This window comes from Alcanivorax sp. (assembly GCF_040119285.1).
Classification (GTDB): Bacteria; Pseudomonadota; Gammaproteobacteria; order Pseudomonadales; family Alcanivoracaceae; genus Alcanivorax.
This window is the reverse complement of record NZ_JBEDTY010000007.1, coordinates 17,873-38,518: the sequence shown is the minus strand read 5'-3', so window position 1 is coordinate 38,518 and position 20,646 is coordinate 17,873. Positions and strand designations below refer to the sequence as shown.

At 54.5% G+C, this 20,646-nt stretch carries 23 protein-coding genes and 1 riboswitch; of the genes, 16 read left to right on the top strand and 7 right to left on the bottom strand.

Annotated features, from left to right (window positions below):
* Positions 1-8: 8 nt before the first annotated feature.
* A complete protein-coding gene (locus tag ABNH10_RS03160) occupies positions 9-251 on the bottom strand; it encodes a hypothetical protein (RefSeq protein ID WP_349384713.1) in 243 nt (80 codons plus the stop codon).
* A 99-nt stretch (positions 252-350) separates the two neighbouring features.
* On the opposite strand from ABNH10_RS03160, the gene ABNH10_RS03155 reads away from it, so the two are divergent.
* Positions 351-1,217 (top strand): enoyl-CoA hydratase-related protein, encoded by an 867-nt coding sequence (locus ABNH10_RS03155; RefSeq protein ID WP_349384712.1) that lies wholly within the window; start codon positions 351-353, stop codon positions 1,215-1,217.
* A gap of 76 nt (positions 1,218-1,293) precedes the next feature.
* Positions 1,294-2,565, top strand: a complete 1,272-nt coding sequence (locus ABNH10_RS03150; protein WP_349384711.1) for an O-acetylhomoserine aminocarboxypropyltransferase/cysteine synthase family protein — start codon at positions 1,294-1,296, stop codon at positions 2,563-2,565.
* Here ABNH10_RS03150 and ABNH10_RS03145 read toward each other — a convergent pair.
* Entirely contained in the window at positions 2,562-3,527 is a 966-nt protein-coding gene (locus ABNH10_RS03145) for an AraC family transcriptional regulator (protein ID WP_349384710.1), read from the bottom strand. The genes ABNH10_RS03150 and ABNH10_RS03145 overlap by 4 nt on opposite strands.
* Before the next feature lie 159 nt (positions 3,528-3,686).
* Here ABNH10_RS03145 and ABNH10_RS03140 point away from each other — a divergent pair, with 159 nt between their 5' ends.
* From ABNH10_RS03140 to ABNH10_RS03115, 6 genes are all read left to right on the top strand, one after another.
* Positions 3,687-5,003 carry a flavin-containing monooxygenase gene (locus tag ABNH10_RS03140; RefSeq protein WP_349384709.1) on the top strand — a complete coding sequence of 439 codons (1,317 nt, stop codon included), beginning with the start codon at positions 3,687-3,689 and terminating at the stop codon, positions 5,001-5,003.
* Positions 4,981-5,886 (top strand): bile acid:sodium symporter family protein, encoded by a 906-nt coding sequence (locus ABNH10_RS03135; RefSeq protein WP_349384708.1) that lies wholly within the window; start codon positions 4,981-4,983, stop codon positions 5,884-5,886. The genes ABNH10_RS03140 and ABNH10_RS03135 overlap by 23 nt, the downstream gene beginning before the upstream one ends.
* Complete coding sequence (locus ABNH10_RS03130; RefSeq protein ID WP_349384707.1) at positions 5,868-6,806, top strand: SDR family oxidoreductase; 939 nt, start codon at positions 5,868-5,870, stop codon at positions 6,804-6,806. Before ABNH10_RS03135 ends, ABNH10_RS03130 begins: the two co-directional genes overlap by 19 nt.
* Complete coding sequence (locus tag ABNH10_RS03125) at positions 6,803-7,597, top strand: SDR family NAD(P)-dependent oxidoreductase (protein WP_349384706.1); 795 nt, start codon at positions 6,803-6,805, stop codon at positions 7,595-7,597. Before ABNH10_RS03130 ends, ABNH10_RS03125 begins: the two co-directional genes overlap by 4 nt.
* A gap of 10 nt (positions 7,598-7,607) precedes the next feature.
* Positions 7,608-8,360 (top strand): sulfite exporter TauE/SafE family protein, encoded by a 753-nt coding sequence (locus ABNH10_RS03120; protein WP_349384705.1) that lies wholly within the window; start codon positions 7,608-7,610, stop codon positions 8,358-8,360.
* Positions 8,361-8,572: 212 nt separating this feature from the next.
* Positions 8,573-9,163, top strand: coding sequence for a GNAT family N-acetyltransferase (locus tag ABNH10_RS03115; protein WP_349384704.1), 591 nt, complete (start codon positions 8,573-8,575; stop codon positions 9,161-9,163).
* 261 nt (positions 9,164-9,424) lie between these two features.
* Here the strand turns inward: ABNH10_RS03115 and ABNH10_RS03110 are convergent, their stop codons facing one another.
* Positions 9,425-10,549, bottom strand: a complete 1,125-nt coding sequence (locus tag ABNH10_RS03110; RefSeq protein WP_349384703.1) for an alpha/beta fold hydrolase — start codon at positions 10,547-10,549, stop codon at positions 9,425-9,427.
* 194 nt (positions 10,550-10,743) lie between these two features.
* On the opposite strand from ABNH10_RS03110, the gene ABNH10_RS03105 reads away from it, so the two are divergent.
* The 6 genes from ABNH10_RS03105 (at position 10,744) to ABNH10_RS03080 (ending at position 15,028) form a co-directional block, all read left to right on the top strand.
* Positions 10,744-10,980, top strand: a complete 237-nt coding sequence (locus ABNH10_RS03105; RefSeq protein ID WP_349384702.1) for a hypothetical protein — start codon at positions 10,744-10,746, stop codon at positions 10,978-10,980.
* Positions 10,981-11,623: 643 nt separating this feature from the next.
* On the top strand, positions 11,624-12,235 hold the full coding sequence (locus ABNH10_RS03100; RefSeq protein WP_349384701.1) for a hypothetical protein: 612 nt from the start codon (positions 11,624-11,626) through the stop codon (positions 12,233-12,235).
* Between the two features lie 8 nt (positions 12,236-12,243).
* Positions 12,244-12,819 (top strand): hypothetical protein, encoded by a 576-nt coding sequence (locus tag ABNH10_RS03095; protein ID WP_349384700.1) that lies wholly within the window; start codon positions 12,244-12,246, stop codon positions 12,817-12,819.
* Between the two features lie 81 nt (positions 12,820-12,900).
* Complete coding sequence (locus ABNH10_RS03090; protein WP_349384699.1) at positions 12,901-13,173, top strand: hypothetical protein; 273 nt, start codon at positions 12,901-12,903, stop codon at positions 13,171-13,173.
* The gene (locus tag ABNH10_RS03085; protein WP_349384698.1) at positions 13,170-13,427 is read left to right on the top strand and encodes a hypothetical protein; all 258 of its coding nucleotides are present in this window, start codon (positions 13,170-13,172) and stop codon (positions 13,425-13,427) included. The genes ABNH10_RS03090 and ABNH10_RS03085 overlap by 4 nt, the downstream gene beginning before the upstream one ends.
* On the top strand, positions 13,424-15,028 hold the full coding sequence (locus tag ABNH10_RS03080) for a PepSY-associated TM helix domain-containing protein (RefSeq protein ID WP_349384697.1): 1,605 nt from the start codon (positions 13,424-13,426) through the stop codon (positions 15,026-15,028). The genes ABNH10_RS03085 and ABNH10_RS03080 overlap by 4 nt, the downstream gene beginning before the upstream one ends.
* Positions 15,029-15,276: 248 nt before the next feature.
* Here the strand turns inward: ABNH10_RS03080 and ABNH10_RS03075 are convergent, their stop codons facing one another.
* Positions 15,277-16,182, bottom strand: a complete 906-nt coding sequence (locus ABNH10_RS03075) for a fatty acid desaturase family protein (protein ID WP_349384696.1) — start codon at positions 16,180-16,182, stop codon at positions 15,277-15,279.
* Positions 16,183-16,312: 130 nt separating this feature from the next.
* On the opposite strand from ABNH10_RS03075, the gene ABNH10_RS03070 reads away from it, so the two are divergent.
* Entirely contained in the window at positions 16,313-17,323 is a 1,011-nt protein-coding gene (locus ABNH10_RS03070; RefSeq protein ID WP_349384695.1) for an AraC family transcriptional regulator, read from the top strand.
* Positions 17,324-17,375: 52 nt separating this feature from the next.
* On the opposite strand, the gene ABNH10_RS03065 is transcribed toward ABNH10_RS03070, so the two are convergent.
* Positions 17,376-18,140, bottom strand: a complete 765-nt coding sequence (locus tag ABNH10_RS03065) for an ion channel (protein WP_349384694.1) — start codon at positions 18,138-18,140, stop codon at positions 17,376-17,378.
* Positions 18,141-18,431: 291 nt separating this feature from the next.
* A riboswitch (yybP-ykoY riboswitch) is annotated at positions 18,432-18,601 on the top strand.
* A 7-nt stretch (positions 18,602-18,608) separates the two neighbouring features.
* On the opposite strand from ABNH10_RS03065, the gene ABNH10_RS03060 reads away from it, so the two are divergent.
* Complete coding sequence (locus ABNH10_RS03060) at positions 18,609-19,169, top strand: manganese efflux pump MntP (RefSeq protein ID WP_011589750.1); 561 nt, start codon at positions 18,609-18,611, stop codon at positions 19,167-19,169.
* 45 nt (positions 19,170-19,214) lie between these two features.
* Here the strand turns inward: ABNH10_RS03060 and dmeF are convergent, their stop codons facing one another.
* Together dmeF and ABNH10_RS03050 are read right to left on the bottom strand one after the other, a co-directional pair.
* Positions 19,215-20,159, bottom strand: a complete 945-nt coding sequence (gene dmeF / locus ABNH10_RS03055) for a CDF family Co(II)/Ni(II) efflux transporter DmeF (protein WP_011589749.1) — start codon at positions 20,157-20,159, stop codon at positions 19,215-19,217.
* Positions 20,160-20,335: 176 nt separating this feature from the next.
* Positions 20,336-20,605, bottom strand: a complete 270-nt coding sequence (locus tag ABNH10_RS03050) for a metal/formaldehyde-sensitive transcriptional repressor (RefSeq protein ID WP_149721187.1) — start codon at positions 20,603-20,605, stop codon at positions 20,336-20,338.
* Positions 20,606-20,646 lie beyond the last annotated feature (41 nt).

Sequence of the window (20,646 nt, the reverse complement as noted above, 5' to 3'; positions counted from 1 at the left end):
ACCTGCGATCAGGCTTGGTGTTGTTCTGTGTTTTGAGCATTGTAGGAAGGCGAGGCCCAGCTTGTATAGCGATTGCCATAATTGATCGGTCTGGACGATTGCCAGAAGGGAGGCGACATGCAAGAGAAGGAGGCATGCGTCTTGATGGTAAAACCGCCAAGACGATTAAGCTCGGTACTGGGCTTATCGAGCTGGCGGTGCTCGCAGGCTTGTACCATTACCCCCCATATCAACCGGACATTGCGTGTCATGTTCGGCTCCTTGCCATCGGGGTATGCTCAGAGTCAAACCGTGCATACTGAATCTCTATCGATAACGACTGAAAACCGCATAACCCCAGTGGAGTGATCATGGATTATCAAGACATCAAGACCGAGCTGGCCGAAAATATTTTGACTATCACCCTCAACCGTCCTGACCGCCTTAATGCTTTTACCTTGCGTATGAAAGACGAAATGGTTGACGCGCTGGCGGAGGCCGACCGCAATGATGATATCCGGGCGGTTATCGTTACGGGGGCGGGTAAGGTTTTCTGTGCTGGCATGGAAATGGAGCCGGAAGGGGGCGGCCACCTGTTTGGCTATGATGACGCTGAGGGTATGGAGCCACCGTTAGAAACCATCCGCGATTCCGGCGGCGAACTGTCGCTGGCTATCTATAATTGTCGCAAGCCGGTGCTTGCCGCCATCAACGGCGCGGCGGTGGGGGTGGGCATCACAATGACCCTGCCCATGGATATTCGCCTGGTGGCGGCCAACAGCAAGATCGGCTTTGTCTTTACTCAGCGTGGTGTCACCCCTGAGGCCTGTTCTTCCTGGTTCCTGCCGCGGGTGGTGGGTATGCAGAAAGCGCTGGAATGGGTAATTAGCGGTGATATTTTCATGGCTGAAGAAGGTGAGAAAGCGGGGCTGTTCCACAGTGTGCATGATAAGAACGAGGTACTGGAGGTGGCTCGCTGCATTGCTCGAAAGCTGATTGCAAAAAGCTCTCCGGTGGCCGTGGCGTTGGCCAAGCAGATGTTATGGCGCAACCCGAACTTTTCCCACCCAGCCGAAGCCCACGTGGTGGAATCAAAAATGATTTATTGGTCCAATGAATTCTGGGACGGGAAAGACGGTTTTACCGCTTTTCTGGAAAAGCGCGCGCCGCGTTTTGATACTTCACTGGCGGATGTACCCAAACAATTTGATTTTTGGGAAGTACCTCCGATTAAATAAGGTGGTTTTTGGCCGCCGCTTGGCGGCCTTTTTGCGTGTGCGTCGTTCTGCGACGAAAATTATGAGGCAAAGAGTGATGAAAAAAGAAACCATTGCCATTCATGGGGGTTTTGGCGGTGACCCGCAGACCCATGCGGTTGCTGTACCCATGTACCAAACCACCAGCTATTACTTTGATGATACCCAGCATGGTGCCGATCTGTTTGACCTGAAAGTGCCGGGGAATATTTACAGCCGCATCATGAACCCGACGAATGCGGTGCTCGAAGAGCGCGTTGCGCAACTGGAAGGCGGCATTGCTGCCTTGGCAATGGCGTCGGGCATGGCGGCCATTACCGCGACGGTTCAGACACTGGCCAAAGCCGGTGACAATATAGTTTCAACCAGTCAGCTTTATGGCGGCACTTATAACTTGTTTGCGCATACCTTGCCGAACCAGGGTATTGAGGTGCGTATGGCGGATGGTCGCAATCCCCAGGCGATTGCCGATGCCATTGATGAAAAGACAAAAATGGTATTCTGTGAATCCATCGGTAACCCGGCGGGCAATGTGGTGGACATGGCGGTGCTGGCCAAAGCGGCCCATGACGCCGGTGTTCCGTTGGTCGTGGATAACACGGTGGCAACGCCTGCACTGTGTCGGCCCTTTGAGCATGGCGCCGATATCGTGGTGCACTCGCTGACCAAATACATGGGTGGGCATGGCACCACCATTGCCGGCGCTATCGTGGATTCCGGGAAATTCCCCTGGAAAGATAACCCGCGTTTCCCGCAATTCAACGAACCGGATCCCAGCTATCACGGCGTGGTGTACGTGGAGGCCATGGGCGAGGCGGCGTTTATTGGCCGTGCTCGGGTTGTCCCCCTGCGTAATATGGGGGCAGCGCTGTCTCCCATGAATGCGTTCCTGATTATGCAGGGCATTGAAACCTTGAGTCTGCGCATGGAGCGCCACTGCGAGAACGCCATGAAGGTCGCGGCATACTTGCGGGACCATGCCAAAGTGAGCTGGGTGAACTTTGCAGGGCTGGCAGCGGACAAGGATTATGCTCTGGCGCAGCAGTACATGGATGGCGGGGTGCCCTCATCCATCCTCAGCTTTGGCCTGGAAGGGGGGCGTGATGCGGGCGCGCGTTTTATTGATGCGTTGGGCTTGATCAAGCGGCTGGTGAATATTGGTGATGCCAAGTCTCTGGCGTGTCATCCGGCAACCACCACGCACCGGCAGTTAAATGATGAAGAGCTGAGCAAGGCCGGTGTCAGTGCGGATCTGGTGCGCTTGTCCATTGGTATCGAGCATGTTGACGATATCCTGGCAGATATCGAACAGGCACTGGCGGCAGTTTAGCCCTGGGCTCGAAACTGGGCCGGCGTCATGCCGGTCCAGCGTTTAAACGCTTTGGCAAAGGCGCTTTCATCGGAAAAGCCCAATTTGTCGGCGATATCGAAAAGTTTTAACCCTTCCTTCAGTGCCTGTTCGGCCATTCCCTGCAGTAATGCATCGCGCAGCAGTTTGAAACTGGTGCCTTCTTCGCGCAGTTTGCGAATTAGGTGACGGCCGCTCATGGCCAGCTGCTCGGCCACTTTCTCCTTTCCCCAACGGGGGTGCTGACGTAGTAGGTCGCACACGGTGGCGCTAAGTGATTGGCTGCCCAGTTGCTCCAGTAGCTGGTCTGCCAGGGTGCGCAGATGCTGGCAAAGCGCCGGATTGGCGTAGATAAGCGGCAGAGATAACGCGTCGGCAGGAATGCGCAGGCTGTTATGGGGCCTGTCGAATTCCACCGGTACGCCCAGCAGCTGCTGATAGCGAGCGGGATCGGTCAGTGCCGGATGAGAAAAGTGCATTCCGCTGGCTTCAAGCTGCTCGCCGGTGGACCAGCGCGTTAACTGTAGTAACGAGGCCAGCGCCGCTTCCACCCGCTCGGATTGGCGAGTGGTGTACTGGGGTTGGTAACGGATTTCACAAGTATCCCCTGCTACCGCATAGTCGAAAATGCCGCCTTCGCCAACAATGGGGTAATAGTCGATCAGCGAATCCAAGGCTTCCGCCACGGTGTCACAGCTCATCAGCACCATGCCGGCGGTATCCAGGTGCCCGACCTGAAGCGCCAGCCCGAATCGGATGCCGATGAGCGGATCGTCGGCCTGCTGGCAAAACGTTTCCCATATCTCTCCCTGCAATTCCAGACTTACCCGCTCCTGTTCGGCAAAGGCGTTTTTCAGCGGCGCAGGCAGGGCGAAGCCTTGCTGTTCTGCAGCTTGGCTGATTGCCTGGGTAAAACGCACCGTGACGGTGGGAGTATGCGACATGGGGTTGAATGACGTCCCGAATTAACCGTGACAAGGTCCTGAAATAGCCGTGTATCTATTGCTGGCCGGCTCTAGAGTGGCAAGCATACCAAACTCTGTACCCTGCTTCGCTTGTCGAGCACGGGTGACTGAATAAAAACATAATAAGACGCAATAGCCATGTACGCAGTGATAGGGGCAGGCCCCATGGGGCTGGCTACGGCCAGGAATTTGAAAAAATACGGTATCCCATTTGTGGGATTGGACTTGAATGTCGACGTGGGCGGACTGTGGGATATCGATAATCCACATAGCACTATGTATGAATCGGCGCATTTGATTTCCTCCAAGGAAATGACCGAATTCAAAGAATTTCCCATGGCGAATGACGCCGCTACCTACCCCCATCACAGTGAAATGAAGCGTTATTTTCAGCATTACGCTGCGTATTTCGAACTCTATGAGCACTATGAATTTTCTACCCAGGTGGTCAAGGTAGAGCGTAATGATGACAAATGGTTGGTCACCACTGAGGCGAACGGAGAAGAGCAATGTCGTCGTTTTTCCGGTGTATTGATCGCTAGCGGCACTCTGCATAAGCCTAACATGCTCAACCTGCCTGGCGCTTTTGATGGCGAGCGAATGCACTCCTGTGAATATCGTCATCCGTCCTGCTTCGATAACAAGCGAGTGCTGGTGGTGGGCTGTGGTAATTCGGCCTGTGATATCGCCGTGGACGCGGTGCACCGCGCAGCCAGTGTGGATATGTCCGTGCGCCGGGGTTATTACTTTCTGCCCAAGTTCATCGGCGGCAAGGCTACGGATTCCATCGGCGGCAAAATCAAATTACCCCGGACAATCAAGCAGGTGGTGGATGACCGCCTGATCCGCATGATCATCGGCAAACCCAGTGATTACGGTTTGCCCGATCCGGATTATAAATTGTACGAATCCCATCCAGTGATTAACTCGTTGGTGTTGCATTATATCGGCCACGGCGATATTACTCCGCGAAGAGATATCTCTGCGGTTTCAGGTAAAACGGTGGTCTTTGCCGATGGTCAGTCGCGGGATTATGACCTGATTCTCATGGGCACCGGTTACACGCTGGATTACCCCTTCATTGACCCGGCCTATCTCAATTGGGGTAACAGTGATGCGCCACAGCTGTATTTGAATGTGTTCAATCCTGAGCACCGCAACCTGTTCATGATGGGCATGGTGGAAGCCGCTGGCCTGGGTTGGGAAGGGCGTAATGAACAGGCGGAAATGGTGGCGCTGTATATTCGTGCCAGCCAGCAGGGCAATCCTGCCGCAAAACAGTTGGATGAAACAGTGCGCCAGAAGGCGGGAACAAGCTTGGATGGCGGCTACGCTTACCTGAAATTGGCGCGCATGGCATATTACGTCAACAAGGACAGCTATCGAAAGGCCGTTAACACTCATATTGCTGCATTGAAAAAGGGGCGGCGAGATGGAAGTGCATTTCGAAAGTGAAAACCTGTTAATCCTGAATGTCATCCTTGCTTTTATGATGTTCGGTGTTTCCCTCTCACTCACCGGCGATGATTTCCGGCGCGTCCTCAAACGTCCGGGTGCGCCCATCGTAGGGTTGCTCGCCCAGTTTGTATTGTTGCCAGCGGCAACGTGTCTGACCACCTGGTATTTCAATGTGGGGCCAGAGTTGGCGCTGGGCATGATCCTGGTCTCGTCCTGCCCGGGGGGCTCGTTTTCCAATATCATGACTTGGTTGGGGAGGGCCAATGTGGCTGTGTCGGTGAGCATGACGGCGGTTTCCAGCTTGGCCGCGATGATCATGACACCGTTCAACTTCTCGCTGTATGGCTGGTTGAATCCGAACACGCGCTCCATTCTCACCGATATTGAGCTCGGCAGCATGAATATCCTGATTCTGGTGGCGTTGGTGCTGGGGCTGCCGTTGGTGATGGGTGTGCTGGTGGGTAAAACATTCCCGGCGTTTGCAAAAAAAGCCGAGAAGCCCATGCGCTATATCACCCTGATGGTATTGTTGCTGTTCGTGGGGGTGGCGTTCGGTAATAACATGGACGCGTTTCTGGCCACCGCGAATCGCATTGTCGGGCTGGTGGTCCTGCAAAATCTTCTGGCCCTGGGGTTAGGTGCCATAGCAGCGGGTATTACCAGGCTGCCCCGAGGGGAGCGGCGCGCCATCACAATGGAGGTGGGGATTCAAAATTCCGGCCTTGCACTGGCAATCCTGTTTACCTTCTTCCCCAAGGCCAGCGAAATGATTTTGATCGCTGCATTCTGGGGTATTTGGCATCTGATTAGCGGTTTGCTGCTGGCCTACTGGTGGTCGCGCAGCCCGGCTGAGGAAGAGGCATGTCACGACGCATCCTGATTACCGGAGCCGCTGGCTATATTGGCAGCCAGTTGGCCCGGCAGCTTCATCAAAATCATTACGTGGTCGGTGTGGATATCCGCAAAGGCGAGAGCGCAGATTTTCCGTTCTACCAAATGGATATTCGTGACCCGAAAATTGAACACCTAATGAAGGAACATGGCATTCAACAGGTGGTTCATTTGGCGGCGGTGTTGGAAGACACCGGTGATCGCGAGCGCGATTTTGATATTGATGTGAACGGTACTCACAACGTTCTTAACGCCTGCGTGGCCAATGGTGTTGAGCAGTTGGTGGTTACCAGCTCCGGTGCGGCCTACGGTTACTATGCTGACAACCCCGCTTGGCTAGACGAGCAAGATGCTCTACGTGGCAATCCCGAGTTTCCCTATTCAGATCACAAGCGTCAGGTGGAAGAGTTATTGGCGGATTATCGGGAAAAGTTTCCTGATCTTAGGCAGTTGGTATTACGCCCATGTACGGTTCTGGGATCGGGAACTCGCAATTTAATTACTCGTTTGTTTGAGGGGAAATATTTGTTAGCGGTGGCTGGCTCTTCATCTCCGTTTGTTTTTGTCTGGGACCAGGACGTGATCGGTATAATTGAGCAGGGTGTCTGCCGCGATAGCGCCGGGTGTTTCAATCTGGCCGGCGATGGCGCCCTTTCGATTGATGAGCTTGGCGTTTTGCTGAGAAAACCGGTAGTTCATGTGCCTGCGTGGTTAATTCGCGGTGGGTTATGGGTGGGGAGTCGTTTAAATTTTACCGGCTATATGCCGGCTCAGGTAAATTTTCTACGTTATCGGCCGGTGCTTAGCAATCGCCGTTTAAAAGAAGAGTTTGGCTATATTCCTCGCAAGAACTCCGAGCAGGTTTTCCGCTTTTTCATGGCTGCCGCCCGTCAGCGGGGCCAGTTATGAAAACCGTATTGATTACCGGCGCCGCTTCCGGGTTGGGATGGTCTTTGTCACAGCAGGCATTTGCACTGGGTTACCGGGTTATCATGGTAGACATGGACGCTGACCTGCTGGTTTCGCGAACTGATGCGCTAACAAAAAAAGATCCTGCACGTGTGATGTTCCGGAGTTTGGATGTCACCGATAGTAATGCGGTACAGGCGCTAGTGCGTTGGGTGCATGGCGACGATATTTCATTGGATCTGTTGATTAATAACGCAGGCATCACTCACCGATCGTTGGCCGCAAAAACCCATATGGCAGTGTTTCGTAGAGTGATGGCGGTGGACTGGCAGGCGCCAGTGGAGCTGACCATCGGCTTTTTGCCGCTGCTGAAAAAAAGCCAAGGTGGAATTATCAATATTGGTTCCATGGCGGGTTGGATGCCGGTGCTTGGCCGTGCAGGGTACTGCAGCGCGAAAAGTGCGTTAGGGCAATTCTTTGAAGTGCTGCGTGGAGAGATGGCCCGCGATGGTGTGCATATATTGATGGTCTACCCTGGCTTTCTGGATACTCCGATCGACACTAATGCACTGGGCCACGATGGTCGCCCAGCCAGCCACAAACGTTCCATGGTGGGCGATATGCGTACTCCGGAATGGATGGCTCAGTTAGTTTTTTCCTCCTATGCGAAGAAAAAGAAGCGTTTGTTTCCGGATCGCTTTACCTGGTTTGCCAGTTTGCTTTGGCGGTTATGGCCGGACCTTTATCAGCGCATGATGCAGCGTAAATTTGCCAGCGAATTGAATCAGTAGGAATGTTGTGATGGAGTTCATGACCTTCCCTTGGTTGCTGCTGGGGGTTTTTATTTTTTTTGCCTTTACCACTGAAGCGATGAGTGGGTTTGGCAGCATTGTTATTGTGCTTTCTCTGGGCGCATTATTTTTGCCCATATCGGACATTTTGCCGGTGCTGGTGCCGCTGAATATTGTCATGAGTGCGACCCTGAGTTGGCGCCACCATCAACATGTTCACTGGCCGACTTTATGGCGGTTGATTTTGCCGCTGATGGTACTAGGGACGTTAACCGGTTACGGATTGCGACCGTGGCTGGGTGATCAGTTATTGAAAAATACCTTCGGGTTGCTGGTCGTGTGGTTCAGTAGCCGTGAGTTGTGGCGCATGTGGAAAGGCATCAAGATAGCGCCCCATGGAGCCTGGTGGTCTCGTTGCTGGATGTTTATGGCAGGTATTAGCCATGGGCTGTTTGCTTCCGGTGGGCCGTTACTCGTGTATGCCCTAGGTGGCTTATTTCTGGAGAAGAAAGCCTTCCGTGCGACATTGATACTGGTCTGGCTATCGCTGAATAGCTTGCTAACCCTGGTATTCCTGCTCGATGGCACTTTGTTACCGGCGGTGCCGAGCATCGGCTTGTTGGTGCCAGTGGTTATTGCAGCCATTGTATTTGGAGAGTGGCTGCACCATCGCGTCAACGAAGAGCGTTTTCGCCAGGTGGTGTTTGTGGTGCTCTGGTGCACGGGGCTTACTCTCGCTTGGCCGGGGCGAATGTTGAGTTGAAAGTGAAAAGTTCAACAGCGCGGACACTGTGCTTCGTATCGGAAAAGGCCGTGTCTGCGTCCTCTCGAGCGGTAGAGCGTGGAGCAAGACACTATTGGCTCGGTGTGTTCTAACTGCGCGCTTAAGCTCTGGAATTAAGCTCGCCCGCATATCGCCATCGTCGTCCTGGCGTGGTATTCATAAGATATTTTTTAGGGCCCTCAGGAGGCGTGATGTCCACTGTGGAAATACGCCCGGTCACCGGCACGGCCGTTGAACCTTGGCTGGATGCGCTGGCGGAATTGCGCATTGCTGTTTTCCGCGAGTACCCCTACCTCTATCACGGTGAGCTGGAGTACGAGCGTTGCTATCTGGATCGTTATGCCGAGTCTGCTCGCAGTGTGCTGGTGTTGGCGCTGGAGTATAACCGGCTGGTGGGAGCGGCGACGGCGCTACCGCTGCGCGAAGCCGATGAAGCCTTGCAGACGCCGTTTCGACAATTAGGTGTCGAGTTGGACTCGGTGTTTTATTTTGGGGAGTCGGTGCTGCTCAAACCCTATCGGGGTGAGGGTGTCGGCCACCGTTTTTTTGATCTGCGTGAGCAATATGCAGCGGATTTTGGTTTTCGCCAGACGGCTTTCTGCGCGGTGACCCGGGAAGATAACCACCCTGCTCGCCCTGCGGATTACTGGTCTCTCGACAGGTTTTGGCGGGCCCGGGATTATTTTCCGCAAAATCAACTCGAGGCCAACTTAGACTGGACCGATGTGGGGGGCAATGCCCCGAGTCGCAAGGTCATGCAGTTCTGGCTGCATTCTTTATAGCAGTTATGTTCGAGTTATTGCATATACCCCATTTAGGCGATTTGATCTTGTTTTGATTTGCATATACTGCTTTTTATTTGGGGAAGCAGGGGATATAGCAATGCATCGTCATTATCAATGGACGCTCTGGCGCGAGCGTTTGATTCGCAATAGCCTCATTGTGCTTCCATTGGCGCTGCTGGCTGTTGCGGTGGCAGTTGTGGTCGCTGGCTGAATGGTGGGAGACAAGCGGCTAGGGAAAACTACAGTAATCACTTGCCGTTACGTTCCTGGCGTCGAGCTGTCGAGCCATTGTTGTACCCGCGCGTAAGTCCGGGTTTCCTCAATCATGGCCATGTGCCCCATCTGGTAAAACAGTTCACGGGTCAGGTGCTTCGCTTGCGGGTAGAGGTGTTCGGCAAGCGCACTGTCCACCGTGACTAGCCAGTCGCCACGGGGCTTGGCATGGCTGGGCTCGCTGACGCTGCCGGCGATGAATAGCTGCTGTACTTGCGGGTCTAGAGGAACCTTGCTGGTGGGGCGTGGGTCATCCAGCGGACGGTCTCGCCACTGGTCTTCCAGTACATAACCAAAACGCAGGTCGCGAATGCCGTCGGAGCGCAGGTTAGCTAGCCGCATCAATGGCCGTGAGTAAGGGGTGCGGCCCAGCAATCGGTTAGCTTCGTTGCCGAACCGTTCCAGTAAGGCGCCCTGATGCGGGGAGCCCAGGCAAGCCAAGTGACTTACTTTGTTCACCCAATTATCGCCACGTTGGCGCCCTTGGTGAAGTGCGCTGCGCGCGACCAGCCCCCCCATGGAATGGCCGACCAGAATGACGCGTTCCGGCAAGACAGTATGAGCCAGCAGCCCGGCGAGTTTGCGGCCATTGTCGGAGATATGCAGGCCGGTATTGTAGCGCAGATAGCGGCTAGTCGCGTTGTGATGCTGGCGGGCCCACTGGCTGAAACCGGCGGCGGCGGGGTTATTCCAGCAGGCGTCGTTCATGCATAGCCCGTGCAAGAAGATCACCAGAGTGTCAGTCCCCGTTGAAGGTGGATCTTTGGGTAGCAGCCTCATGGGCAGGGCGTAACGGTTGTTCTGCTCGACCAACAATTGTCCGAAAAAACCGTTGATGATGCTTTGCAGGTCGAGGCTATCGCGTAACTCCTGGTGTGGGTCGGCGAGCAGGTCAGCCATGCCAGCCAAATTGCCTGCTTGGCGAAAACCATAACGGACCAAGCCGTAAACCATGGGGGCGGGAGTGTAGTCGTGCCCACGCAGGCGGAACGGATTGGCTATGGCACCGTGGATATCCTGAATAACCTGAGTAATTTCATTGCCGAAACGGGTGACCAGTTGCGCCAGCCCGCCTATATTCCTTCCCGTATTTCGCCCGAATTGTTTCATGCTTTCTCCTTGTTATGGCGTCCATATTACCCGGCTGGGGGCGCAGAGATAGGAAAAGGGTTCTGCCAATCGGCGCGGTACAGTCTGTAACTCTTCGTAAAATGGCAGTGAAATGTGCGAATCCCCTTGGCCAAGCGCCGAGAACATGCTTAAAGTGCTCACTGTCTGAATCAGTTAATTCAAGGAGTGATTCTATGCGTACTTTCGGTAAAGCGGCATTGGCCGCCATTTTCGCCTCTTCTGCCCTGCTGGCAGCCTGTGATGCCAACGATGGTCCGGTTGAGGACGCTGGCGAGAAGGTAGACAAGGCGGTAGAAAACATTACCCCGGATAGCAAAGGGCCGATGGAAGAAATGGGCGAAGATATGGACAACGCCTATGACAACGCCAAAGACTCCACCGAAGACATGAAGGATGCTGCCGAGAAGTAAGCCTTACATGCAGTGAGCTATCCGCCTCAGGGTGGGTAATGCGACAATCAAAACCCCGGCCTTTTGGTCGGGGTTTTGTCGTTTTAGGCTGAGGGGTTTTTCGCCATCGAGCAATGGCTTGGCCGCTATTTGATGCGTTCCCAATGCTGGCCATGTGGGCAACAGTAGAGGCGTTTCTTGGCAATCTTCGTTTGCCTCAGTCCAGTGGGGCCAGAGAGGGCTCAGTCACAGAGTCCGGTGAAGGCGTGTTGTGCGACCGCCGCGCCCTGCCCGCCGTGTAGGTAAGGCCCCGGGGTGAGCTTGCAGTGCTGCTAATCAGCAGGGCTAGCAATGGGGTTAGCGGAAGAGGGCGGTGTACAGGGGGCCTATCCTGGCTGTCATTTGGCCGGAGGATAAGGTCTGTATAAATAGTGTTATAGGAAAGGCATACAGAAAGGAAATTGTTAACTGGTTCAGGCGGGTGTATCAGGAAGATACAAAACGGCTACGTGGCTACACGCAAATTGGACGCTTTTGTTCTGGGGGGCCCCGGGCGGCAGCGTTACAGTAGGCATTGCTGGGCTGAATGTGTTTCACAGTCTGGTTCGGCGTCCATTTTTTATGCATTGCGGGTTCGCAGTAGGCGATGCAGGAGTAGCAGCTTATGGGGACACAGAAAGGCGCAGGAAAGTGGCGCCAGCAGGAGCTAGGACTTGAGGCGGTGGAAACTCGATTGCAGGCTTTGCAGGAGTATCTGGCAGTCTACCGTGCCAGCTTTGCTTCCTCGGGCAGTGCAGATAGCCATGCGCGGGTGCGAGTGCTGCGTCGGGACGTGTCTCGCCTGCGAGCTTGGGGCTGGTACCTGATGGGGTGTCGCGATGACGCCCATTGGGTGCCAGCTGTGCAGTGGTTGGCCCGTGTGTTGTCTGTGTTGGTTGTGCAGCAACGGCAACGCCCACGGCGCCGTCAGCGCTCCCGTGCCATGCGTCATTTGTCAAGTTATAGTCTGGTCGAGCGGGCCTATGTGGCGCTGGAGGATGATATCCAAGGGCAGTTGCTGACGTTGCGTCTGGCGCAGCGACAGCGGCCCAACGAGGTGAGGTCTCGTCAGATTACGGCGATGGAGCGTCAAGTGGAAGAAGGGGTGTTGCTGCGTTTGTTCAGCCTGCCGCAAGCTCGTCAGATGACGGTGATCTGCCACCTGCTGAGGGGGTGTATGGTTTTGCGTTCCTGCCTGGGTTTGCGGCTGCCATTGGCAGACAGGGTGGAGCCTTAATACAGGCCATGTTGATGTTATATCCAGCGCTGGACAGTCTGCCTCGAGTCTTCACCCTCTCTGATCTCAAACAGTTGCATCCAGAGGAGTCCGAGCGGGCACTCGAGGTTGTGCTGCGCTGGTTGGAATCTGGCGTAGTCAAACAGGTGGCTCCGCCGCGCCCGGTATTCTACAAGGTGGTGTTGGGTGAGCCGTCGAGCGATGAAGAGCGTTGTCGGGCCTTGCTGCGGGCCTTCCCGTCGCTAGTTATGGTGGCCGGGTCGGCGCTGTGGCGCCAGGGGTTGAGCCGTGAGCAGGACAGTGTACTGGAGTGCGGTGTGGCGGAAACTGAACTGAGCTGCCATTTGCCGGATGTGCGGCTGCATTGGCGTCCGCCCGCTTGGTGGTCGGTGATCCGTCGCGCCGGCGGCATTGCCGGTGACTATCACGGCGTGCCCATGCTCAATGCCGAATTGGTGTTGGCGGACGCCTCCACGTTTGCCGGCGTGTGGATGCCGGACCGTGAATCCATGGATTGGGATCGTCTCTCCACGGCGCGGCTCAGTAAGGCCAGTGACTATTTGCGTGAGTTGCGTCCTCGTTGAGCGAGTCGGCCCCGCAATCTTGACGGCAACGACTGGCTGCTATTAAATGAGAACCATTATCATAGATGATGGTTTTTCCTTATGTTGGTTGCCGTTCTCGCCACACTTGCCAGTGTGGCGCTGTTTTATCTGTCCGACCGACAGCAACGCTGGCTGGACCAACCTCTTCCAGCCTGGACCCGCTTGATCGCTTTGCTCATGTTGGTCGGCGGGGTGCTACTGCTGACCCTGCAGCTCGGTGTCAGTGTGGGTCTGTTTGTGGGGTTGTGGGTATTCACATTGCCGGCGCTGCTGGTGCCGTTAATAGTGAGTCATTATCGAGACAGTTATCAGCGCCGGGGTGGAAGCCGATGAGAGCCTTTTGGGCGTTTGTATTGAGTTTGCCGCTGTCAGTGATGCTGATGGGGTTGCTGGCCGCATCGGTGCCGGTCCCTTGGCAATCTTGGTTGGTGTTGCAGTTGTTGGGGATAATGTTGCTGTGGATGTTGCTGGTGGTTTTGGTGGCAATTCCTGAGCGTACCTGGCCTCCTTTGGTGGCGCTGTTGGTGATGAACGGGGTTGCCTGGCTAGCGTTGCAGGCTACGGCCCTGTATGGAGGCGGCGCATGAAAGCGGATCGTTTGCGACGTTTTATCGATTTACATGCCTGGCTGGGCATGGCCAGTGGGCTGGCCCTGTTTGTGGCGTTTTTTGCCGGCGCTATCAATGTGTTCCACCATGAGCTTCATCATTGGCAGACACCTCAGGCCACTGCGAAGGCATCGCAACAAGCCATTGACGAGCAGGCGCTTCTTACTCGCGTCACCGAGCAGTATCCGGATGCCCGTACTCGCCTGTTTTTCTTGCCTGAAGAAGACCCGGCAGTTATGTGGTTTCAAACCAGTGAAACCGGTGGAGGCGAGTGGCTCACCGCCCACGCCACGGATTTCGGTGCGGGCGGGGAGTACGTCGAGCAGCCCCGGTCGGCGCTGGCGGATTTTATCAATCAGTTGCATTACCAGCTGGCAATCCCTGGTGGTGGCTTGCCCATCAACCTGGGGATGACGTTTATGGGGCTGATTTCGATACTGTACGGGGCGGCTCTGTTTACTGGCCTGGTGATTCATTGGCCAAAATTGAGCAAGGAGTTCTTTGCTCTCAAGCATGAAGGCAACCTGCGCCGTTACTGGAAGAACATGCACAACCTGGTTGGCGTGATCAGTTTTCCGTTTCATTTGATCATGTCGGTTACCGGTGCCGCGATGGGGGCTTTTACCCTGGTGGCGGTGGTGCTGGGCACGTTAGTTTTTGGCCCTCAGCTGCGCGGGGTAATCGAAGAGGAAATTGCGGTGTGGCCGCCAGTACAAAGTGAGGGTGAACGCGTCGCCATGGCGCCGATCGCAGACTACCTGTCTGCTGCGGGCGATGCGTTGCCAGAAATGAGCGTGGACTGGGTGGAAATTCGCGGCTATGGCGATGCCGCTGGCTGGGTTGATGTGGCCGGCTCTGTGCCTGGCTATGTGGGGCATCATGCCCATGTGGTGCTGGGCCCGACCATGGCAACATTAAGCGTGATTGCGCCAGGGCAACGCAGCTTGAACTTTGATACGTTCTCGCCGGTTTATTCTCTGCATTTCGGGGACTACGGTGGGATGCTGGTGAAATGGCTCTACTTCGCCATGGGCTTGCTGGGGGCCTTGTTGTTTGTGTCCGGCAATGTGTTGTGGTGCGAGCGCCGCTGTGATCGCCAGGGGCCGAGTCGAAGCTCGGCCTTCTTGCTGCGTCTGACACTGGGGTTGTGCTCCGGGGTAGTGATCGGGGTGGCATTTAGCTTTCTGGTCAGCAAGGGGTTGCCCTATACGCCTTGGGCGGCCTGGGTCGCCACGGCGGAGAGAGCGGTGTGTGCGGGTGCGATCCTGGTATTGGTGTTGTGGAGTTTGCGCGCATCACCGCTGCGTTTTAGCGGCCTAATGCTGACGGCCGCGCCGCTGTGTTATTTGGCGGTGCCGGTATTGCAGGTTGCCTTGGAGGGCAAGCATGTGCTCGACGGCGACAACCTGCTGATCAACAGCCTGCTGCTGTTGGTGGCGCTGTCGTTGTGGATGGTGCGCCGGCAGTTTCGCAAACGCGTGCGCCTGGCCGAGCCTCACCCGCTTTGGGTCGGCAAGGTTACTGAGGGGCATCCTAAGCACCTCACCGAAACGGAACGGGAGTCGGGTTCGGGTTATTAGTCAGTGTGTCGCAGCTGTGCGCCCTATTATGGTCGTAGAGTGGCACAAATAAGCCGGCCCAGGGCCTCCGATGTCCTCCGCTTGGGAGAAATAAGAAAGGCTGGGCCAGACCGGGACCAATGTTCTGTGGCGCATACTTCGCCATCAAGGTAGTTCAGGCGGCTCCCTTGAGGGACTGGCGTTGTATAAGCGATGTGTGGGTACATACCACCAGCGGTATGCACCCAGGTGGATCGTCTTGTCGGGTGCTACGGCTTCTTTGCTGCTGGGTGCGCGTTGCCGGCTAGCGGTTGGCGGGAAAAAATACCCATAACTGGCGTGCCCTGTGCCTGCAAAACCGGCTCAATATCCCGATGTAGAGCATGGTAGTTGTAGAACGGCACACGCGGAAAAAGGTGATGGATGGAGTGCAGGTTCTGGCCAAACCAGAACCATTCCAGCGGTTTCATCCAGCGCGGCATAATCAGGCTGTTAGTATTGCGATAACGTTCACTTACCTTGTAAGGGTGGTGTGGCCGATAGGCAAACCAGTAGGCGGTGAACAGCCCGCCTGTGTAATACCCCAGCAGCAGCACGGCCATGGTGCCGGGCTGGTCTACCATCGCTAGGAAAGCAATGCGCCAGCCGATCGATACCGCCAGCTCGGTGCAATAAATCAATCTTTCCTTGAATGAAGCAGTGGCCCAGCTGTGTTGCACAAAAAATGTGTTCTGCACCCATTGGAAGCGTAGCCCGGCGGCCAGCAATCCCAGTAGTCCCTGTTGCATCCCGCTGATAATAAAGTCGGGATCCTTGCCCGGTTGATTGGTATAGCGGTGGTGGGTGAAGTGCTCAATGCGATGCGAGGCATAGGGGATCGCAATAATGGGGGCCACCAGGTATCCGCACAAATCGTTGATCCATTTGCGGCTATCATTCTGTCCGTGAATATTGCCGTGGGCGGCCTCATGGAGTGGCGTATAGGACATGTAGGTCAGTACGGCGACCAGCAGGTAGGCGCCCCAGGCCGGTAGCGTGCCATTGGCGAATAACGTGAGTGTGGCAATAAAGGCGGCGACCACGGCCACGGTCAGTAAAATTGTCGGCCAGGCGGTTTTGCCCATATAGTGCTTGGCACAGGCAATGGCTTGTTTGTTCAATGCTGCCGCGTCCATGGTGCTGTCTCTTGTTGGTATGATTAAGATGAACATTACGTAGACGGCACAACAATCAGAATAGCCACCGTGGCCAATCACCCTGCAAAAGTGGCCAGTGTGTGACAGGGCGGTATCAACGGAACGGGTAATGCATCAATCAGACGACAAATTGCACCCGGTGGCCATCAGCCAGGTCATGCTCAATTTCGCCCAGCGAAACGGCATTGACCGGCAAACCTGCCTGCTCGGCACGGGCATCTTGGAAAGCGAATTATCCAGTGGTGAAGGGCTGGTGGCCCGCACGCAGGAAATGCGGCTGATCGAAAACTTGATGCTGGCCCTGCCGGAAGTGGGGGCTTCCGGGTTCGAGCTGGGCTTGCAGTACAATCTGGCCACCTTCGGGGTTTGGGGTTTTGCCCTGCGCACCTGTAAGACATTGCGCGAAGCTGTTGCACTTGGAGTGCGCTATCTGCCTTTGAGTACGGCCTATTGCCGCATCCTTTTGTGCGAAGAGGAGGATGCCTTTGGCATCACCTTTGACTCTGATCCCATTCCGCCCCATCTGCGCCAGTTTCTACTGGAGCGGGATATGGCCACTTCCCTTAATCTGGCCAGGGAAATTTCCCTTCAGGGGGCTGAATTCAAAGCCATCGAGTTCACCGGCACTCCCGATGTGGATGCTGCTGCGTTGAAAGCACTGTGCGGCATTACCCCCACATTTGGAGCTGGCTCCAACCGCATTATGGTTAACCGCGCCGGTGCCAGCCGGCCCTTTCCCGGCTACGATCCAGCCCTCACTCGCATGCTTGAGCAGCAATGTCAGCAACGTATGGATACCGTGGAAAGCAGCGGTATCGCGGGCAAGGTCCGTCAAAAATTGCTTGGCGAGTTGGGGCTGGGAGCCACCCTCAATGATATGGCCAGCGACCTGGCCCTTTCCACCCGGAGCCTGCGTCGCAAACTGGAGCAGGAAGGCACCAGTTACCGCGATTTGGTCGAAGAAGAGCGTCGCCAGCTGGCCCTGCAATTACTGGGTAACACCACCATGAAGATCGAAGAAGTCGCCGCTCACTTGGCCTATACCGAGGCAGGCGGATTTGTCCGGGCCTTCCGGCGCTGGCAGGGCTGTTCGCCAAGTACGTATCGGGAAAATGAGTGATGGGGCGTGGGCGTGCAACGTTGCCCTAAATATTTGATGGTTTCCGCGTATTTTAGGGGGCAAGCTGTTTCCAGCTCCAGCCATTTTCTTCAACCAATGCCTTAAGCAGTCTGCGTCTTGTGCTTATCGGAATTGTGCTGTACTGCTCAGTCAGACGATACGCAATATTCTCACTGTTCGCGCTTTCACCGATGGGAGGTTCCTCTTGAGCAGCCTCAATATAAACGCTGGAAAGGGTAGCAAGAAACTCAGTAATCGCTTTTACGGTATTTGGAACCAAAACGTACAATTCAGGCTGCTTTTTAAAGGCTTCATCGGGCAGATATCGCAAAACTTCATCTAAGACCGCAATTTGTAGAGCTAATGACGCTCTGGTTGTTGGGCTATGGAAATAATGCAAAACCGGATAGGCGAGATGATTTTGAGAGGTAAGTAGGATTTGAGCGGGTGCTGATTTGAGGTGATCTGCGAAAGTTTTGTAATTTAGATCATTTTCAATATACGTCAGGATCGACTTCACGCTATCGCCCCATATCGCAAACTGGCTTGAGAGCGCGCGTTTATCGGCGATTGCTTGGAAGACAGGAATAGCGTAGGTAATAGATAATGTAATCAATACAAGCCCATTAAGGGCAGTGAGGACGGAAACCAGTTGCCAGAGTGTGCCACTTGGAATGAAGTCGCCGGTTCCCATCGTGGTGAGCGCAAAACCGACAAAATATACTGTTTCGTAGATCTGCGCTGGCAGCCGTGTATTAGAGTTGATAATAGACTCTTCACTGCCTAGATAAATGAGCGACCAACCTAACCAGGTCAAACTGAACCAAAAAATAATGGGTAACCGGAAAATCTGGTTGATCTCTAGGTATTGTGGGGAGGTCGCAATCCCTCATCTCAACGGATTTATTGGTTGATGTGCCCCAATACGATTAAGGTGTCTGTCAAGTTGGGAAATGACGATTTCCTGGATTGATGGATGCGGATTTAATGATGGCTGGGACGTTTGCATATTCCGGCAAACGTGGCACCACCCTAGGGCGCTTTATAGATCAGAGAATATACACGTCAACTATCAAACATTTGTGATCGTTCAGGATAGTTGTTATATTGCACCCTCTTTGGGGAGTAGCCTGCTTCCGAAACTCGGAAGAGTTCGTGTCAACATAATTGGCCAGATGCCATGGTGCGAACACCTCTCGGTTGGCGAGACCATCGATATATCCATGCCTAAGGTCGGGCGTGTGGATATATCGTGGACTCGATATGCCCGACCGGAGTCAGTTAGATGAACCCAATAGCCCTTCTTTTGCTTGCCTTTGCCATGTCCACAGATGCTTTCGCTGCTGCGATTGGTAAAGGCGCAATCCTTAAAAAACCACGCCTCACTGAAGCTTTCAGAATAGGAATCATCTTTGGTTCTATCGAAGCAATTACGCCGCTTGTAGGCTGGCTAATTGGAAAATCAGCAGCAAGCTATGTGGAGGCCTGGGATCACTGGATTGCTTTTTCACTCCTGACGGTCCTGGGTCTTCACATGATTTATGAGGGTACAAGGCCTGATGGGGGTAGTGAGGAGCATAAGGCCCAAAAAATGTCTTTGCTCCGGACCTGTCTAACGGCATTTAGTACCAGTATTGATGCTATGGCGGTGGGTGTTAGTCTGGCCTTCATCAATGTCAACATATGGATAGCTTCAGCTTTGATTGGGCTTGCAACGACCCTCATGGTGACTATTGGCATAATGCTAGGGCGTGCTATAGGGTCGGTCATGGGACACAGAGCAGAAATTTTTGGCGGACTAACGCTGATTGCAGTGGGCGCATGGATTTTATACGGTCAACTGTAAGTTTTTTTTCGAGGCTCCACAATGGGCTGGAGCCACGAAATCTCTTTATCCGGCGTTGGTTTCCCTCGTTTCATTAATACAACGCTGGGGCTCGACAGTAACGTGTACTAATGACGGGCACCTAGCCTGAATGCGTTGCCTATAAACGGCAGGCGAATCAGGAGCATGCGAAACGATCGAGACAATGGCGGCGTGAATATTTGGTCCAATGGCCCAGAGGTGCAGATCGCTAATTCGGGCATCGCCATTCTCGATGGATTGCCTGACGTCGTGCTCCAAGTCGCTGCGCTGTTTATCAAGCAGCACGCAGGAAGTGTCCTTCAATAGATGCCATGACCAGCGGGTAATAAGTAACGCACCGACGATACCCATGATTGGGTCCATCCAGTTCCAGCCCGCATACTTTCCGGCCAGCAAGGCAGCAATCGCCAATACCGAAGTTAAGGCATCGGCGAGTACGTGGAAGTAGGCCGCTCGACGGTTATGATCATGGTGCCCATGCCCATGCCCATGCCCATGCCCATGGTCGTGGTCTTCCCCGCCCAGGATCCAGGCCGATACTCCATTGACGATCAAGCCGATGATGGCGACAAAAATGGCTCCATTGAACGAAATTTCGACCGGATGAATGAAACGGTCGATGCTTTCAATGACCATATACAGGGCGAAGCCTGCCAGTAGGACCGCGCCGGTGAACCCGCCCAGCGCATTGACCTTCCCGGTGCCAAATGAAAACTGTGTATTGCCTGCGTTGCGGCGAGCGTATGCATAGGCGAAGGCTGCAATACCGAGAGCGACAGCATGAGAGCCCATATGAAGGCCGTCGGCCAGGAGGGCCATCGAGCCATAAATAATGCCTGCCAGAATTTCCCACACCATCATTACGACAGTTAGAGCGACGACGATCAGTGAGCGTATTTCACCGGATTTTTTACGATCTTGACCAAAAACATGATTGTGTTGCCATTCTTCGAGCCTGTGACCATGCATACTGTAATACTCCGAGTTGATAAAAATTATGGTCAGCAAGGCCAATGAAAGTGGTGGCGATTGATGGCGTAGTCCTGCTAACAGATCCGGTTCCGCAAGAACTTCAGGGGAGCGGATATTAAATCACTGCCAAAGTTCGCCTCTGGCTAGGTATCCACGCTGTAGCTCGTGATGTTCTACTTGAGGTAGGACTTGATGACCTGAAGCACAGCTTCCAAGTCTTGTTGCCGCTGCTCCAACTCGGGTTCCCTGACGACGTGATCAGTCAAGTGTCCCTCAATAATGGCTGCCATAAGTCCATTCACCGCCCCTCGAATCGCGGCGATTTGTTGCAGCACAGCCGTGCAATCGCCTTCCTCGTCAAGCTGCTTTTCCAATGCCGCTGCCTGCCCCTGAATGCGACGAACGCGGGCTAATAGCTTGGCTTTGTCTTTGATCGTATGCATGCAGCTGTCTCTCTGAGTAGCTTGAACTATACTGGTGGATA

Excerpts from the sequence above, each read along its gene's own strand:
- ABNH10_RS03160 (WP_349384713.1), bottom strand. The coding sequence starts at position 251 with ATGACACGCAATGTCCGGTTGATATGGGGGGTAATGGTACAAGCCTGC.
- ABNH10_RS03155 (WP_349384712.1), top strand. The coding sequence starts at position 351 with ATGGATTATCAAGACATCAAGACCGAGCTGGCCGAAAATATTTTGACT.
- ABNH10_RS03150 (WP_349384711.1), top strand. The coding sequence starts at position 1,294 with ATGAAAAAAGAAACCATTGCCATTCATGGGGGTTTTGGCGGTGACCCG.
- ABNH10_RS03145 (WP_349384710.1), bottom strand. The coding sequence starts at position 3,527 with ATGTCGCATACTCCCACCGTCACGGTGCGTTTTACCCAGGCAATCAGC.
- ABNH10_RS03140 (WP_349384709.1), top strand. The coding sequence starts at position 3,687 with ATGTACGCAGTGATAGGGGCAGGCCCCATGGGGCTGGCTACGGCCAGG.
- ABNH10_RS03135 (WP_349384708.1), top strand. The coding sequence starts at position 4,981 with ATGGAAGTGCATTTCGAAAGTGAAAACCTGTTAATCCTGAATGTCATC.
- ABNH10_RS03130 (WP_349384707.1), top strand. The coding sequence starts at position 5,868 with ATGTCACGACGCATCCTGATTACCGGAGCCGCTGGCTATATTGGCAGC.
- ABNH10_RS03125 (WP_349384706.1), top strand. The coding sequence starts at position 6,803 with ATGAAAACCGTATTGATTACCGGCGCCGCTTCCGGGTTGGGATGGTCT.
- ABNH10_RS03120 (WP_349384705.1), top strand. The coding sequence starts at position 7,608 with ATGGAGTTCATGACCTTCCCTTGGTTGCTGCTGGGGGTTTTTATTTTT.
- ABNH10_RS03115 (WP_349384704.1), top strand. The coding sequence starts at position 8,573 with ATGTCCACTGTGGAAATACGCCCGGTCACCGGCACGGCCGTTGAACCT.
- ABNH10_RS03110 (WP_349384703.1), bottom strand. The coding sequence starts at position 10,549 with ATGAAACAATTCGGGCGAAATACGGGAAGGAATATAGGCGGGCTGGCG.
- ABNH10_RS03105 (WP_349384702.1), top strand. The coding sequence starts at position 10,744 with ATGCGTACTTTCGGTAAAGCGGCATTGGCCGCCATTTTCGCCTCTTCT.
- ABNH10_RS03100 (WP_349384701.1), top strand. The coding sequence starts at position 11,624 with ATGGGGACACAGAAAGGCGCAGGAAAGTGGCGCCAGCAGGAGCTAGGA.
- ABNH10_RS03095 (WP_349384700.1), top strand. The coding sequence starts at position 12,244 with ATGTTGATGTTATATCCAGCGCTGGACAGTCTGCCTCGAGTCTTCACC.
- ABNH10_RS03090 (WP_349384699.1), top strand. The coding sequence starts at position 12,901 with ATGTTGGTTGCCGTTCTCGCCACACTTGCCAGTGTGGCGCTGTTTTAT.
- ABNH10_RS03085 (WP_349384698.1), top strand. The coding sequence starts at position 13,170 with ATGAGAGCCTTTTGGGCGTTTGTATTGAGTTTGCCGCTGTCAGTGATG.
- ABNH10_RS03080 (WP_349384697.1), top strand. The coding sequence starts at position 13,424 with ATGAAAGCGGATCGTTTGCGACGTTTTATCGATTTACATGCCTGGCTG.
- ABNH10_RS03075 (WP_349384696.1), bottom strand. The coding sequence starts at position 16,182 with ATGGACGCGGCAGCATTGAACAAACAAGCCATTGCCTGTGCCAAGCAC.
- ABNH10_RS03070 (WP_349384695.1), top strand. The coding sequence starts at position 16,313 with ATGCATCAATCAGACGACAAATTGCACCCGGTGGCCATCAGCCAGGTC.
- ABNH10_RS03060 (WP_011589750.1), top strand. The coding sequence starts at position 18,609 with ATGAACCCAATAGCCCTTCTTTTGCTTGCCTTTGCCATGTCCACAGAT.
- dmeF (WP_011589749.1), bottom strand. The coding sequence starts at position 20,159 with ATGCATGGTCACAGGCTCGAAGAATGGCAACACAATCATGTTTTTGGT.
- ABNH10_RS03050 (WP_149721187.1), bottom strand. The coding sequence starts at position 20,605 with ATGCATACGATCAAAGACAAAGCCAAGCTATTAGCCCGCGTTCGTCGC.